Source organism: Archangium sp. (assembly GCF_045802675.1).
In the GTDB taxonomy this organism is placed as follows: domain Bacteria; phylum Myxococcota; class Myxococcia; order Myxococcales; family Myxococcaceae; genus Archangium.
Genome location: NZ_JBJMQO010000080.1, coordinates 1 through 13,621 on the forward strand (window position 1 = coordinate 1; position 13,621 = coordinate 13,621).

Here is a 13,621-nt window from a genome sequence, read left to right on the forward strand (position 1 = left end):
AGCGGGCAACCGAGCGCTTCGCGGAGGTGCTGCGTCTGCCTCCTCTGCCCACGGACGAGATGCGGCGGGAGGTGAAGCGGCACCGAGATCGCCTCATGAAGTTACTGGAGCGCTTCGGAAAGGGGGACGCCGATGACGAATCCTGATTGGCTGAAGGTGGCGGCCCGGCGCAGTGCACACGAGGTTTGGACGCTCGGCCATGTGTTCGAGAGATATCGGGAGCTCGAGAGCCGGTCTCCCGAGGAGCTCGCGGCGGAGCTGGGCTGTTCGCTGGAGGTGCTCGCGTGGCTGTCGCTTTGCCGACGGCCCGAGGGTGAAGAGTTCACCGAGCACGTAGATGCAATCGTGAAACGTTTCGGATTGGATCCCCTCCGTCTCATCGCAGTGCTCCGGCACGTCGAAGTGATGGATGCTCTCTCCGCACGGCCGGAAGGTGGAGAGGCGGCGGAGGGTGATTCCGTGCTGCTGGCGGCACGAGATCGTTCCCAGGACGACGAGACGAATTCATGACACGACGTTGGTTGGAAGAGGCCGTGGCGGCGTGTGGCCTGTCGCCTCCTCTCTCATTCCCTCGCAACCTGGCCGCCGAGGTGGGTCGCGCGCTCCCCGTCTCGTTGGTGTACCTGCCGGGGCTTACCTGCGGCCGTGTCAGGAATTGGCTCGCGCGCAAAGGCGTGAAGCACCACGTCTCCGATGATGACCGGCCGCTCCATGGGTGTCTGGTGGCACGGGCGGGAAAGGGCTTCCTCTTCATCGATGAGGGGGACGACACGAACGAGCAACGGTTCACCCTGGCGCATGAAGTGTCGCACTTCGTGCTCGACCACCTCCTGCTCCGAGCGCGGGCGCGGCGCACCCTCGGGAGGGATTTCCTGCCGGTCCTCGAGGGACAGCGTGACCCCACGCCCCACGAGACCCTGGTCTCGGTATTCCATCGGGTTTCCGTCGGCGTCCAGGTCCGGCTCATGGAGCGCAACGCTTCCGGCGACCCCTGCTCGGGGAAGGCGATGGAGGCGGAGTTCCACGCGGACCGCCTCGCCTTCGAGCTCCTGGCCCCGGTCGAGGAGGCGCTTCCGCTCGTGAGGCGCTTCTCCAGGCGGGAAGCGGAGGCCGAGCTGGCCTCGCGATTCGGGCTCCCCCTGAAGGAGTCACGGTCCTACGTCCGGTGGTTGCTGGCCCAGGAGCCGGCCCGCCGTCCCTTCTTCCTGAAGTTCGCGCCCATGGAGGAGCAGCGGTCATATGGATGATGACATCCCGCCGTTTGGAGACAGGCGCCCCATCGGAGACGCGGACTACCAGGCGGTGCTGGGAGAAGAGCTCTCCGTCACACTCGACCTGCGCACCTGGGAGAAGGGGTGGGAGATCGAACGGTTGATCTCCCGCATCAGGTCCCAGGTCGCCAGTGCCGAGACCGCGGAGGTGCGCGTCCGGGCCGCCATCCGCAACAAGATCTTTCCCGAGCTCAAACGGCAGGCACATCTCCCCGAGGCGGGGGTCTATCCGGCCAGTCCCGAGCGGCTCGACACCATCTTCGCCAGCAAGCTCTTCCCGGGACGGGTCGAGGCGGTGAACAGCATCGCCGCCTCTCATGACAGCCTGTCCCTGGGCATCACCCAGATTGGCGTGAACGTCGTGGGGTATGGGGGCCAGTCCGGCATCTTCTCCCAGCGGTTCTTCCGCAAGGACGTGACCGCCCGGAATCCCGATGTGCTGAAGGTGGTGCAGGACTGTCTGGAGCGGCGGCACGAACGCGGCCCGAGGGACAACCTGTCCATGCTGATGCGCCGCTACATCCGCGCCTACGCCGAGCGGGCCATCCTCCTGGACAGGTCGCAAGCCGAGTGGCGCATGGGTCCGGGCAATCCCTGCTCACGCGAGATGCTCTCCGGCGCCAATTACAGGCCCTTGTTGAAGGCTTCCCTGGGCTTGCTGCGGCGGCTCATCCAAGACCACAGGAAGTTCGTCTTCATCCATCCCGCGATGGACGAGCAGGGGTATCTGACCATTGGAGACGCGCTGAAGGCGGGCGAGTACGCCATCCTCCATACGCTCGAGGAGGACAGTGCCTGGTTCGTCGAGCGGTGGCACTACGACAACCAGATGGGCGACGAGGCGCTCGCCTTCGTGAGGGAGTGCTGCCCGGAGGTCGTCATCGGGCTTTTCCGGGCCTCGGAGCAGGCGCCCCCGCGCCTCTTCTTCGCCCACCGGGAGCACGTTCACGTCGCGGCCCATATCGCCCTGGCCGACAGCATGCTGCGGCCCGAGCGGGGTTTCCCGATGCTCCTCGACGTCGCGGACGCGTCATGCCGTGGCGTCTTTGGTTCGGAATCCTTCCTCGGTCTGGTGAACGACGCGTACACGCGCGCAGGCGCGCAATTCCACTACTTCGGCGGACGCTGACCGCGACGCCGGGAGACATGACATGGCTGATGAAAAGACTCCCAAGTCTTCGGGCACGGGTGTGCCTTCCACCGGGCCGGCTCGCCCCGTGGCACCTCAGGGCAACTCCAGGGCGGCTCCACCTCCTGCCTCCACGCCTCCCCGTGGGGCACCTGCCCGGCCCGTGGCACCGATGGGACAGAACGCTTCACGGCCCGCGGGCCCGGCCCCGCGGGGGACGGGCCGGGTAGCCCCGCCTCCGGGTGAGGGTCCTCCGCGCGGAGAGCCCGCCCGTTCTTCCCAGTCGGCCCCTGGAAGAGCGGGTCCACCTCCGGCGACGCCTCGGAGCCAACCGCCTCGGGAGCCCGAGGTCCCTCGCAATGAGGTCGTCCGGCCGCTGCCGGACAGTGTGCTCGGCGAGTTCGAGGAGTTCGGGCATCAGGCGGATGAGGCGACCGCCGGTCTGGACCCCGAGCTCGAGAAGGCGGTGGGCTTCACCCACTTCGACACCCCGTCGAGCCAGGACAACCTCGTCACCGTCCTGACGACCCGGAACGATCTCCACCTGCTGGCATCCCAAACACTCGTGCGGGTGAAGTCCCACGAGGACAAGCGCTCCTACCTGGGCCTGGTCGTCCGCGGCCCCTTCGCCGAGCCCGATGCCGTCTCCGCCAACTCCACGATCGCCGTCGGCGTGGTGGTCCAGGGCAAGAAGCTCACCTATACCTTCGACTACCACGGGCGCGCGGAGATCGAGATCCTCGGCGAGGAGAGTAACGGCAAGCTGGTTCCTCCCGGCCGCCGGCCCCGGCCCAAGAGCCCTGTCTTCCTGCTCGACGACGCGGAGAGCGAGCACGTCCTCGGAATGAGTGGAGACCTGTGTCTGGGAATGGTGGTGGGCTACGACTACATGGAGGCCCGCTTCCATCCCATGGACAAGTCCGTCCTGCCTCGCCACACGGGCATCATCGGAACGACGGGTGGAGGCAAGTCCACCACCGTCGCCACGCTCATCCACCGGGCGCAGGAGGCGGGAATCGCCACCATCATCTTCGACGTGGAGGGTGAATACACGCATGTGGACAAGCCCACCGACGACCCGGCGATGCTCGAAGCGCTCAAGCGTCGCGGCCAGAAGCCTCAGGGCGTGAAGGAGCTGCACATCCACCATCTCATGGGGCGGGACAGCCGCAATCCCAGGCACAAGAACCTGCACCCCTTCGCGCTGAACTTCTCGAGCCTCTCCCCCTTCGCCATCGCGGAGATCCTGGACCTGTCGGATGCGCAGCGCGAGCGCTTCCACAAGGCCTACGACGTCACCAAGCTGCTGCTGGAGGACTTCGGCGTCTTTCCGAGGACGCCCGAGGAGCGCCAGCAGGTGTTGGAGCTCGACGAGCTGTCGACGGGCTACCCGCGTATGACCATCCAGCACCTCCTGGATGTGGTGAGCACCTATATCTACAGCCTCAGTGACGAGGGGAAGGCCGAGACGAAGAGCAGAGCGAAACCCACGTCCCGGAAGCAGGCCAGCCTCCTCGAGACCGAGGACGCTGAGTCAGATGGCCCCGAGCCGCTCCAGGCCCACCTCCCCACCTTGTACAGCGAGTTCCGGAACAACTTCGGCCGGGTAATGGGCCGGGTGATGGCGCATGCGAGCAGGAATGAGATCAGCTGGAAGACCCTGGCTGGCAAGCTCCACTACCTACGGCGTCTCAAGCTGTTTGACGTCGGCTCGGCACCGGGGGTGGATTACGACTCGATGCTGACCGCCGGGCGGGTGTCGGTGATCGACCTGTCGGATACGGACTCGCCCCAACTCAACAATCTGGTCATCGCCGACATCCTGCGCGGGCTCCAGGAGACGCAGGAGGCGCGCTACCAGCGGGCCAATGAGCAGGGGCAATCCGTCACCCCGGTCCTCATCATCATCGAGGAGGCCCACGAGTTCCTGTCGGCCAATCGCATCTCACAGATGCCCGTGCTGTTCGAACAGGTGGCGAAGATCGCCAAACGCGGACGCAAGCGCTGGTTGGGGCTTGTCTTCGTCACGCAGCTGCCGCAGCACCTCCCCAACGAGGTGCTGGGCCTGCTCAACAACTTCATCATCCACAAGATCACCGACAGCACCGTCATCTCCCGGATGCAGAAGACCGCGGGGACGATCGACGAGAGCCTCTGGAACCGGGTGTCGCGGCTCGCACCCGGGCAGGCGCTCGTGTCGTTCAGCAACTTCACCCGCCCATTGATGGTCGCGGTGGACCCCGCGCCCGTGAAGCGGCTGCTCGTGGAATAGTTGCGGGTATGGTGCGGCCTCTCCATGGCCGCACCGCTTCTCCGCCGAGCCCTCCTGCTGCTCACCCGATGGTTCCTCCTCGGGCTGGTGCGCGCTCGTGGCGCTCACCTTGCTCCTCGGTGAGTTCCCGTTCTTCAGTCCGAGCTTCGGGCTCATGCGGGTGGGCGTCCCCCTGGCGGTGGTGCTGCTCTACGTCGCGCTGTCGCGGTGGCTCGCGGATCCTTCGGAGGAGGGCCTCGCCGCCCGTCTGCCCTCGGTGCCCCGGGTCCTCCTGCGGCTCGCCGGCCCCTGGGTGCTGTTCCTCGGAGCGCTCGCCCTCTTCTTCTCCTTGTCTCCACAGCCCGTCTTCCAGGGCTGAGCGCACGGGTTGGGCCACAGGCTGGAGCACGGGCCCGGATACTCTCACCCCCGCCCTGTCCCGGAGGGAGAGGGGGCTTGCGCGGGTCTTCACTCCTGGTCGTGGGGCAACCGACACGCCGAGCCCGTGATGGCACGATTTTTAATGCGGACCAAGTTAGTCCTGTTTAAAGAGCCCCCACGCACAGGTGCCTCCGGGAGTCGGGGGACCGGACGGCTGGAGACAATCCGAATGCTCCGGATGAGCAAGATGACCGACTACGGCATCGTTCTGCTAACCGAGCTGGCGCGCGCCAACGAGACGCGCACGGCGAGGGAGTTGGCGGCCGGTACCGGTGTGCCCCTGCCCTCGGTGAGCAAGGTGCTCAAGGGGCTCCAGGGCGCTGGCCTGCTGGTGTCCCAGCGGGGTGCCAGCGGCGGCTACGGGCTCGCCCGGCCCGCGGAGCGCATTCCCCTCACCGACATCATCTCCGCGCTCGAGGGCCCCGTCTCCCTCACCGAGTGCGGTGCCCACGGCGCCCATCCCCCCGCGAGTGCCTGTGAGCTGGAGACGGTGTGCCGCGTGCGCGGCCACTGGCGCGTCATCAACCGCACCATCCAGGACGCGCTCGGCCGGCTGACACTGGCGGACCTCTGTGCGCCGGTGCCGCGCCTGGTGGGCCTCGGCGTCCCCGCGCGTCCGGCCGCCCCATCCCCCAACCCCACCCCCCCGGCCACGGCGGGAGGAGTCCATTCATGAGCACGCAGACCATCCAGGAGCTCACGAAGCGCCAGTACGAGGCCGGCTTCGTCACCGCGGTGGAGTCCGAGGCCATTCCCCCCGGTCTCAACGAGGACGTCATCCGCCTCATCTCGGCCAAGAAGGGCGAGCCGGACTTCATGCTCGAGTGGCGTCTGCGCGCCTACCGTCACTGGCTCACCCTGAAGGAGCCCGACTGGCAGAAGGTGGCGTACTCGCGCATCAACTACCAGGACATCATCTACTACTCGGCGCCCAAGCAGAAGCCGAAGCTCGACAGCCTGGACCAGGTCGATCCGGAGATCCTCAAGACGTACGCCAAGCTCGGCATTCCGCTCGAGGAGCAGAAGCTGATGCAGAACGTGGCGGTGGATGCGGTGTTCGACTCGGTGTCGGTGGCCACCACCTTCAAGGACAAGCTGGCCAAGGCCGGCGTCATCTTCTGCTCCTTCTCCGAGGCGGTGCGCGAGCACCCGGAGCTGGTGAAGAAGTACCTGGGCACGGTGGTGCCGCACTCGGACAACTTCTTCGCGGCGCTCAACTCGGCGGTATTCAGCGACGGCTCGTTCGTCTACGTGCCCAAGGGCGTGCGTTGCCCCATGGAGCTGTCCACCTACTTCCGCATCAACGCGGAGAACACCGGCCAGTTCGAGCGCACCCTCATCGTCGCCGACGAGGGCGCCTATGTGAGCTACCTCGAGGGCTGCACCGCCCCCATGCGCGACACCAACCAGCTCCACGCCGCCGTGGTGGAGCTCGTGGCGTTGGACGGGGCCACCATCAAGTACTCCACCGTGCAGAACTGGTACCCCGGTGACGAGCAGGGCCGCGGCGGCATCTACAACTTCGTCACCAAGCGCGGCATCGCCCATACGAAGTCCAAGATTTCCTGGACGCAGGTGGAGACGGGCTCGGCCATCACCTGGAAGTACCCGAGCGTCATCCTCAAGGGGGACGACTCCATCGGCGAGTTCTATTCGGTGGCGCTCGCCAACCACCGGCAGCAGGCGGACACGGGGACGAAGATGATCCACCTGGGCCGCAACTCGCGCAGCACCATCGTCTCCAAGGGGATTTCCGCCGGCCACGGGCAGAACACGTACCGGGGCCTGGTGAAGGTGCTCAAGAGCGCCGAGGGCGCGCGCAACTACACGCAGTGCGATTCGCTGCTGCTGGGGAGCAAGTGCGGCGCCCATACGCTGCCGTACATCGAGGTGAAGAATTCCTCGGCGCAGGTGGAGCACGAGGCGTCCACGTCCAAGATTGGCGAGGACCAGCTCTTCTACTGCCAGCAGCGGGGCATTTCGAAGGAAGACGCAGTTTCGATGATCGTCAATGGCTTCTGCCGGCAGGTCTTCAAGGAGCTGCCGATGGAGTTCGCCGTCGAGGCGCAGAAGCTGCTCAGCGTGAGCCTGGAAGGAAGCGTGGGATGAAGCCGCTGCTCAGCATCAATGACTTGCACGTGCGCGTCGCGGGGCGCGAGGTCCTCAAGGGAATCAACCTGGAGCTCATGCCCGGCGAGGTGCACGCCATCATGGGCCCCAACGGCTCGGGCAAGAGCACGCTGTCGCAGGTGCTCGCCGGCCGCGAGACGTACGAGGTGACGAAGGGCGAGGTGCTCTTCGACGGCAAGGACCTCCTGTCCATGCAGCCGGAGGACCGGGCCCACTCGGGCGTCTTCATGGCCTTCCAGTACCCGGTGGAGATTCCGGGCGTGGGCAACCTGCACTTCCTGCGCACGGCGCTCAACGCCCGGCGGCGCACCGAGGGCAAGGAGGAGCTCGACGCCATGGACTTCCTCCAGCTCGCGCGCGAGAAGTCCAAGCTGGTGCAGCTCGACCAGGCCTTCATGCAGCGCTCGGTGAACGAGGGGTTCTCCGGCGGCGAGAAGAAGCGCAACGAAATCTTCCAGATGGCGGTGCTCGAGCCGCGGCTGGCCATCCTCGACGAGACGGACTCGGGGCTGGACATCGACGCGCTGCGAATCGTCTCCGGAGGCATCAACGCGCTGCGCTCGGCGGAGCGGAGCCTGCTCGTGATTACGCACTACCAGCGGCTGCTGGAGTACGTGGTGCCGGACAAGGTGTCGGTGCTGGCCGGCGGGCTCATCGTCCGCACGGGCGGGCGCGAGCTGGCGCTGGAGCTGGAGCAGAAGGGCTATGCGTGGCTGACCCCGGGCCAGGGCGGCGCGGGCGGCAAGAAGGAGGCGAGGCCGTGACGGAGGCGGGGCTGCAGCACTACCTCGACCTGGCCGAGCGCTTCCAGGCGGAGCGGGCGGCGGGGACTCCCGCGTGGCTGCGCGCCTTGCGGCAGGAGGGCATCGCGCAGCTGGCGCGCCAGGGCTTCCCCTCGTCGAAGCTCGAGGACTGGAAGTACACGAACGTGGCGCCCATCGCCGGCCATGCCTTCACGCTCGTGCGCACCGTGCACGAGGCGGGCGTGGAAGCGGCGGTGGCGCGGCTCTCGCTGCCGGGCACGGGGCCGCGGCTGGTGTTCGTGGATGGCTGGTTCGTCCGCGAGCTGTCGCGGCTGGACGGGGCGCCCGAGGGCCTCACGGTGCGCAGCCTGCGCGAGGCGCTGACGAAGGACGGTGAGGGGCTGGAGGCGGTGGTGGGCCAGCGGGCGCGCGCGGAGGCGAGTGCCTTCACCGCGCTCAACGCGGCGCTGCTGGAGGAGGGCGCGGTGGTGCGGGTGGCGCCGGGGACGGTGTGCGCCGAGCCCGTGCAGCTGCTCTTCCTCGCGCGGGGGGACAACCACGTGGCGATGGCGAGTCCCCGGGTGGTGGTGCAGGCCGGGGAGAACAGCGAGCTGACGCTGGTGGAGACCTACGCGGGCGCGGCGCCGGGCGTCTCCTTCACCAACGCGGTGACGGAGGTGGTGCTGGGGGAGGGGGCGCGCTTCACGCACCTCAAGCTGCAGGCCGAGGCCGAGACGGCCTTCCACATCGGCGCCCTGCACGTGGCGCAGGGGCGCGACAGCCGCTTCGCCTCGCACGTGGTGGCGCTGGGCGGAGCGCTCGCGCGCAACGAGGTGCACGCGCTCTTCACCGCCCAGGGCGGCGAGGCCACGCTCAACGGGCTGTACGTGGGCCACGGCACGCAGCACCTGGACCACTGGACGAACCTGGACCATGCGCAGCCGCGCTGCACCAGCCGCGAGCTGTACAAGGGCGTGCTGGACGACAAGGCGCGTGGCACCTTCCATGGCAAGGTGATGGTGCGTCCGGACGCGCAGCAGACGGATTCGCGCCAGTCCAACCGCAACCTCCTCCTGTCGGAGGCGGCGATGGCGGATGCGCGGCCGCAGCTCGAAATCCTCGCGGATGACGTGAAGTGCGCGCACGGCGCGACGGTGGGCCGGTTGGACGAGCAGGCGCTCTTCTACCTCCGGGCCCGTGGCATCCCCCGGGCCGAGGCGGAGTCGCTGCTGACGCACGCCTTCGCCAAGGAAGTGGTGGGCGCCGTGCCGCTGGCGACGCTCAGGGACCAGGTGGAGGAGCTGCTGGCTCGCAAGCTCCCGGGCACGAAGGAGGGAAGGGCATGAGCGGGGCACCTTTGGACGTGGCGCGCATCCGCGCGGACTTCCCCATCCTCCACCAGGAGGTGCGGGGCCGGCCGCTGGTGTACCTGGACAGCGCGGCGACGACGCAGAAGCCCCAGGCCGTCATCGACGCCCTGGTGCGCTACTACACCCACGACAACGCCAACGTGCACCGCGGCGTGCACGCGCTCTCCGAGCGGGCCACCCAGGCCTACGAGGGGGCTCGCGAGCGGGTGCGCCGCTTCATCAACGCGCGCGAGGCGAAGGAGATCATCTTCGTGCGCGGCTGCACCGAGGCCATCAACCTGGTGGCGCAGTCGTACGGGCGCAGCAAGGTGGGCCCCGGTGACGAGGTGCTCATCACCGCCATGGAGCACCACTCGGACATCGTCCCCTGGCAGATGCTCTGCCAGCAGGTGGGCGCCACGCTGAAGGTGCTGCCGGTGGACGAGCACGGCGAGCTGCGCCTGGAGCAGCTCGAGGCCCTGCTGACGGCGCGCACTCGCCTGCTCGCGGTGACGCACGTGTCCAACGCGCTGGGCACGGTGAATCCGGTGCGCGACATCATCAAGCGGGCCCATGCCCGGGGCGTGCCGGTGCTCGTGGACGGCGCGCAGGCCACGCAGCACTTCCGCGTGGACGTGCAGGATCTCGACTGCGACTTCTACGCCTTCTCCGGGCACAAGATGTTCGGGCCCACGGGCATCGGCGTGCTGTACGGCAAGGCCGCGGTGCTCGAGTCCATGCCGCCCTGGCAGGGCGGTGGGGACATGATCCTCTCCGTGACGATGGACAAGACGGTCTACAACCGGCTGCCGTACCGCCTGGAGGCGGGCACGCCCGACATCTCGGGCGCGGTGGGGCTGGCCGCGGCCATGGATTACATCGAGTCGGTGGGCGTGGAGGCCATCGCGGCGCACGACCGGGAGCTGCTGGAGTACGGCACCCGGGCGCTGGAGAGCGTGCCGGGCGTGAAGCTGATGGGCCGGGCGCGTGAGCGCTCCGGGGTGCTGTCCTTCGTCATGGAGGACGTGCACGCGCACGACGTGGGCACCATCCTGGACCGCGAGGGCGTGGCCATCCGGGCCGGTCACCACTGCGCGCAGCCGCTGCTGTCGTGCTTCGGCGTGGCGGCCACGGTGCGCGCGTCGCTGGCCATGTACAACACGCGCGAGGACATCGACGCGCTGGTGCGCGGGCTTCACAAGGTGCGGGAGGTGTTCGCATGAGCTCGGAGCTGCAGGACCTCTACCAGGAGGTGGTGCTGGAGCACGGCAAGCGGCCGCGCAACTTCCGCGAGGCCGAGGGCGCCAACCGCAGGGCGGACGGTTACAACCCGCTCTGTGGGGACCAGCTCACCGTGACGCTGCGGCTGGAGGGCGACGTCATCAAGGACGTGGGCTTCCTGGGGCAGGGGTGTGCGATTTCCCGGGCCTCGGCGTCGCTGATGACGGGGGCGGTGAAGGAGATGTCCCGGGCGCAGGCCGAGCACCTCTTCGAGCTGGTGCACAAGCTGGTGACCGAGGGGCCCGAGGGCGTGGACATGGAGGCACTGGGCAAGCTGGCGGTGCTCTCCGGGGTGAATGCGTTTCCGGCTCGGGTGAAGTGCGCGAGCCTCGCGTGGCATGCGCTGCGCGCGGCGCTCGATGGCCAGGAGACCTCCGTCTCGACGGAGTAGGGAGGATGCTCGAATGAGAGGTTTGCTGACGCCACTCGCGCGCGACTGCGAAGTGACGATGATTCCCAGCGGCGAGCGTGTGACGGTGCCCGCGGGTACCGAGGTGCGGGTGCTCCAGACGCTCGGCGGCAACGTGACCGTGCAGGGCGATTACGGGCAGCTCATGCGCATCGACGAGAAGGACGCCGAGGTGCTGGGCGCCGACTACCTCGCGCAGAAGCCCAGGAGCGAGGAGTCCCAGGCCCCAGCCGACGAGGGCGCGTTCGACGAGGAGCGCGTCTGGGAGCAGCTGCGCACGGTGTATGACCCGGAGATTCCGGTGAACATCGTGGAGCTGGGGCTGGTGTACCAGTGCAAGTCCACGCCGCTGCCCGAGGGCGGCCACAAGGTGGAAATCCTCATGACGGTGACGGCTCCGGGGTGCGGCATGGGCCCGGTGCTGGTGGATGACGTGCGCCAGAAGGTGCAGTCCCTCTCCGGCGTGAAGGAGGCGGACGTGCAGCTCGTCTGGGACCCGCCCTGGGATCAGAGCCGCATGTCGGACGTCGCGCGGTTGCAGCTCGGGTGGATGTAGTCCCCGGGCCGGGCTTCGTGGGTCAGGCGGTCGTGGGCTCGTGCACGGCCGCCTGGAAGCGCGCGGCTTGATGGCGGAGCTCCTGCTTCGCCGCGTCGCGCAGTCCGAAGACGATCACCCGGTGTCCCGTCAGCGTGGCCTTGAGCAGCAGCTCGAACGCCTGGGTGTCGACGGAGGAGAGCGTGTCTCCCCGCAGCACGCCGATGACATCGGGATCCCAGCGCATGGCCGCACGGAGCGTGTCGGGGAGCTCGGCGACGGGCTGGTTCAGCGGACGGTAGTTCACCTGCTTCAGGGCCTGCTCCACCCGCTCGATGGCGCCCTCGGGCAGGAGGAACAGTCCGTGCCAGTCCTTCACCTGGGGGAACCAGGGGCGCAGCGGATCCGGCGGGAACAGCCCATCGCGGATGCGTTGGAAGCGCATGGCGTCTCCGCCATCCCCGTCGAAGGAGACCCATCGCGCGCAGACCTCGCCCAGGTGTTTGCGATCGCTCTCGGCATCCTCCAGGAAGCGGTGCAGCTCCCCGTCCGTGACGCCCGCGCGCCACAGCCCGCGCACCACGGCGCCCGCCACGTTCACCGCGTCGAACGTGTCGAAGCTCTCCATGCGCACGTCCAGGTGCGCCCCCTGCTCGGTGAGTCCCACCGCGACGCTCGGGTAGCGCACCGGGCCTCCCAGCGTCGGCGCCAGCGGCGTGCGCGGTGGCTCCCATTGGGGCGGTGGGAGCTCGAAGGGGTCGGCCTTGGCATCCCAGCGCGCCGCCACCGCGAGGCCGAACTTCAGCCGCCGCAACGGGCGCTCCCAGAGCAACGTGTCGAGATGGTCCGGCAGCCCACTGGACTCGGGGCTTCCCGCGCCGTGCTGCTCTATCTGCTGGAACGCGTGGAACAGCACCGAGGCCATGTCGGGATCGAGCCCGGCGTACATGCGCGTGAGGGCGGCGAGCACCCGGTGCTCACCCAGCTTCGCGTAGCCATTGCCCACCCAGCCGCTGAGGCCGTTCTGGAAGACCTGATTGGAGAACCAGGCGTAGAGCAGGGCGACCACCCCTGGACTGACCGCTCCCGCTTCCCTCCAGCGGGTGATGTCGTAGCCCACCTTCTTGAGCGCGTCGGCGGTGGCCTGCGACAGGTCCTCGACATCGTCTTCGGTCATGAGGGTATCGGACACGAGGCGGCTCTCTCCTGTGGCTCATCATCGCTGAATTCGGATGATTCCTGAACCGAGGCTGGAGTCGTCTCCCCGCTCCAGGCCATCGTGTGTCGAGTGCATGAAGAGGAGCGCGCCATGAGTGTCCGCGTCGAGAAGAACGGCCCCGTCACCACCGTCATCCTCCACCGCCCGGAGGTGCGCAATGCCGTGGACGGTGCCACGGCCGAGGCCCTCGCGAAGGCCTTCCGGGAGCTCGAGGCCGACGAGGAGGCGAAGGTCGGCGTCTTCTTCGGCGAGGGAGGCACCTTCTGCGCGGGCGCGGACTTGAAGGCGGTGGCCGAGGGCCGGCTGCCGCACCTCGCGCCCGAGGGGGACGGGCCGATGGGGCCCTCGCGCATGCTGCTGAGCAAGCCGGTGATCGCCGCCGTCTCGGGGCACGCCGTCGCGGGAGGGCTGGAGCTGGCCCTCTGGTGCGACCTGCGCGTGGCCGAGGAGGACGCCGTGCTGGGCGTGTTCTGCCGCCGCTGGGGTGTGCCACTCATCGACGGGGGGACGGTGCGGCTGCCCCGGTTGATTGGCCTCTCGCGTGCGTTGGACCTCATCCTCACGGGCCGTCCGGTGTCCGCGCAGGAGGCGCTGGGCATGGGGCTCGTCAACCGCGTGGTGCCCCGGGGCGGTGCGCGCGAGGCCGCGGAGCAACTGGCCCGGGAGCTCGCCGCCTTCCCTCAGGCCTGCATGAACGCGGACCGGCGCTCGGCGTACGAGCAGGCGGGGCTCCCGCTGGAGGAGGCGCTCCTGCGCGAATTCCGGGGCGGCATCCAGGTGCTCGAGTCGGAGTCACTGGCCGGCGCGAAGCGTTTCGCGGGCGGTGCGGGCCGGCACGGCTCGTTCGAGTAGACGCGCAGGGA

General features: G+C 68.4%; 14 protein-coding genes. 13 read left to right on the plus strand and 1 reads right to left on the minus strand.

The annotated features are described in order from the left end of the window. The first annotated feature begins 132 nt into the window (after positions 1 to 132). The 12 genes from ACJ8AN_RS22550 to sufT all read left to right on the plus strand — a co-directional run bounded on the left by ACJ8AN_RS22550 (position 133) and on the right by sufT (position 11,560). Positions 133 to 510 carry a hypothetical protein gene (locus ACJ8AN_RS22550; protein ID WP_407757497.1) on the plus strand — a complete coding sequence of 126 codons (378 nt, stop codon included), beginning with the start codon at positions 133 to 135 and terminating at the stop codon, positions 508 to 510. Continuing rightward, the gene (locus ACJ8AN_RS22555; RefSeq protein WP_407757498.1) at positions 507 to 1,247 is read left to right on the plus strand and encodes an ImmA/IrrE family metallo-endopeptidase; all 741 of its coding nucleotides are present in this window, start codon (positions 507 to 509) and stop codon (positions 1,245 to 1,247) included. Before ACJ8AN_RS22550 ends, ACJ8AN_RS22555 begins: the two co-directional genes overlap by 4 nt. Next, a complete protein-coding gene (locus tag ACJ8AN_RS22560; protein WP_407757499.1) occupies positions 1,240 to 2,400 on the plus strand; it encodes a hypothetical protein in 1,161 nt (386 codons plus the stop codon). Before ACJ8AN_RS22555 ends, ACJ8AN_RS22560 begins: the two co-directional genes overlap by 8 nt. Before the next feature lie 22 nt (positions 2,401 to 2,422). Then, positions 2,423 to 4,672 carry a helicase HerA-like domain-containing protein gene (locus ACJ8AN_RS22565; RefSeq protein WP_407757500.1) on the plus strand — a complete coding sequence of 750 codons (2,250 nt, stop codon included), beginning with the start codon at positions 2,423 to 2,425 and terminating at the stop codon, positions 4,670 to 4,672. A 97-nt stretch (positions 4,673 to 4,769) separates the two neighbouring features. Continuing rightward, on the plus strand, positions 4,770 to 5,030 hold the full coding sequence (locus ACJ8AN_RS22570; RefSeq protein WP_407757501.1) for a hypothetical protein: 261 nt from the start codon (positions 4,770 to 4,772) through the stop codon (positions 5,028 to 5,030). Positions 5,031 to 5,261: 231 nt separating this feature from the next. After that, positions 5,262 to 5,768, plus strand: coding sequence for an SUF system Fe-S cluster assembly regulator (locus tag ACJ8AN_RS22575; protein WP_407757502.1), 507 nt, complete (start codon positions 5,262 to 5,264; stop codon positions 5,766 to 5,768). Beyond that, the gene (gene sufB, locus ACJ8AN_RS22580) at positions 5,765 to 7,201 is read left to right on the plus strand and encodes a Fe-S cluster assembly protein SufB (protein ID WP_407757503.1); all 1,437 of its coding nucleotides are present in this window, start codon (positions 5,765 to 5,767) and stop codon (positions 7,199 to 7,201) included. The genes ACJ8AN_RS22575 and sufB overlap by 4 nt, the downstream gene beginning before the upstream one ends. Beyond that, positions 7,198 to 7,986, plus strand: a complete 789-nt coding sequence (gene sufC / locus ACJ8AN_RS22585) for a Fe-S cluster assembly ATPase SufC (protein ID WP_407757504.1) — start codon at positions 7,198 to 7,200, stop codon at positions 7,984 to 7,986. Before sufB ends, sufC begins: the two co-directional genes overlap by 4 nt. Continuing rightward, positions 7,983 to 9,311 carry a Fe-S cluster assembly protein SufD gene (gene sufD, locus ACJ8AN_RS22590; protein ID WP_407757505.1) on the plus strand — a complete coding sequence of 443 codons (1,329 nt, stop codon included), beginning with the start codon at positions 7,983 to 7,985 and terminating at the stop codon, positions 9,309 to 9,311. The genes sufC and sufD overlap by 4 nt, the downstream gene beginning before the upstream one ends. Beyond that, positions 9,308 to 10,537 carry a SufS family cysteine desulfurase gene (locus ACJ8AN_RS22595; RefSeq protein ID WP_407757506.1) on the plus strand — a complete coding sequence of 410 codons (1,230 nt, stop codon included), beginning with the start codon at positions 9,308 to 9,310 and terminating at the stop codon, positions 10,535 to 10,537. Before sufD ends, ACJ8AN_RS22595 begins: the two co-directional genes overlap by 4 nt. Beyond that, positions 10,534 to 10,986: a Fe-S cluster assembly sulfur transfer protein SufU gene (gene sufU, locus ACJ8AN_RS22600; protein WP_407757507.1), complete on the plus strand. Its 453-nt coding sequence runs from the start codon at positions 10,534 to 10,536 to the stop codon at positions 10,984 to 10,986. Before ACJ8AN_RS22595 ends, sufU begins: the two co-directional genes overlap by 4 nt. A gap of 13 nt (positions 10,987 to 10,999) precedes the next feature. Beyond that, a complete protein-coding gene (sufT, locus tag ACJ8AN_RS22605; protein ID WP_407757508.1) occupies positions 11,000 to 11,560 on the plus strand; it encodes a putative Fe-S cluster assembly protein SufT in 561 nt (186 codons plus the stop codon). Positions 11,561 to 11,582: 22 nt separating this feature from the next. On the opposite strand, the gene ACJ8AN_RS22610 is transcribed toward sufT, so the two are convergent. Further along, entirely contained in the window at positions 11,583 to 12,731 is a 1,149-nt protein-coding gene (locus ACJ8AN_RS22610; RefSeq protein ID WP_407757509.1) for a hypothetical protein, read from the minus strand. A 117-nt stretch (positions 12,732 to 12,848) separates the two neighbouring features. On the opposite strand from ACJ8AN_RS22610, the gene ACJ8AN_RS22615 reads away from it, so the two are divergent. Then, on the plus strand, positions 12,849 to 13,610 hold the full coding sequence (locus ACJ8AN_RS22615; protein ID WP_407757510.1) for a crotonase/enoyl-CoA hydratase family protein: 762 nt from the start codon (positions 12,849 to 12,851) through the stop codon (positions 13,608 to 13,610). Positions 13,611 to 13,621 lie beyond the last annotated feature (11 nt).

Coding starts and splice junctions, on each gene's coding strand:
- ACJ8AN_RS22560 (WP_407757499.1), top strand. CDS start 1,240: ATGGATGATGACATCCCGCCGTTTGGAGACAGGCGCCCCATCGGAGAC.
- sufU (WP_407757507.1), top strand. CDS start 10,534: ATGAGCTCGGAGCTGCAGGACCTCTACCAGGAGGTGGTGCTGGAGCAC.
- ACJ8AN_RS22615 (WP_407757510.1), top strand. CDS start 12,849: ATGAGTGTCCGCGTCGAGAAGAACGGCCCCGTCACCACCGTCATCCTC.
- ACJ8AN_RS22550 (WP_407757497.1), top strand. CDS start 133: ATGACGAATCCTGATTGGCTGAAGGTGGCGGCCCGGCGCAGTGCACAC.
- sufB (WP_407757503.1), top strand. CDS start 5,765: ATGAGCACGCAGACCATCCAGGAGCTCACGAAGCGCCAGTACGAGGCC.
- ACJ8AN_RS22555 (WP_407757498.1), top strand. CDS start 507: ATGACACGACGTTGGTTGGAAGAGGCCGTGGCGGCGTGTGGCCTGTCG.
- sufC (WP_407757504.1), top strand. CDS start 7,198: ATGAAGCCGCTGCTCAGCATCAATGACTTGCACGTGCGCGTCGCGGGG.
- ACJ8AN_RS22575 (WP_407757502.1), top strand. CDS start 5,262: ATGCTCCGGATGAGCAAGATGACCGACTACGGCATCGTTCTGCTAACC.
- ACJ8AN_RS22595 (WP_407757506.1), top strand. CDS start 9,308: ATGAGCGGGGCACCTTTGGACGTGGCGCGCATCCGCGCGGACTTCCCC.
- ACJ8AN_RS22565 (WP_407757500.1), top strand. CDS start 2,423: ATGGCTGATGAAAAGACTCCCAAGTCTTCGGGCACGGGTGTGCCTTCC.
- sufT (WP_407757508.1), top strand. CDS start 11,000: ATGAGAGGTTTGCTGACGCCACTCGCGCGCGACTGCGAAGTGACGATG.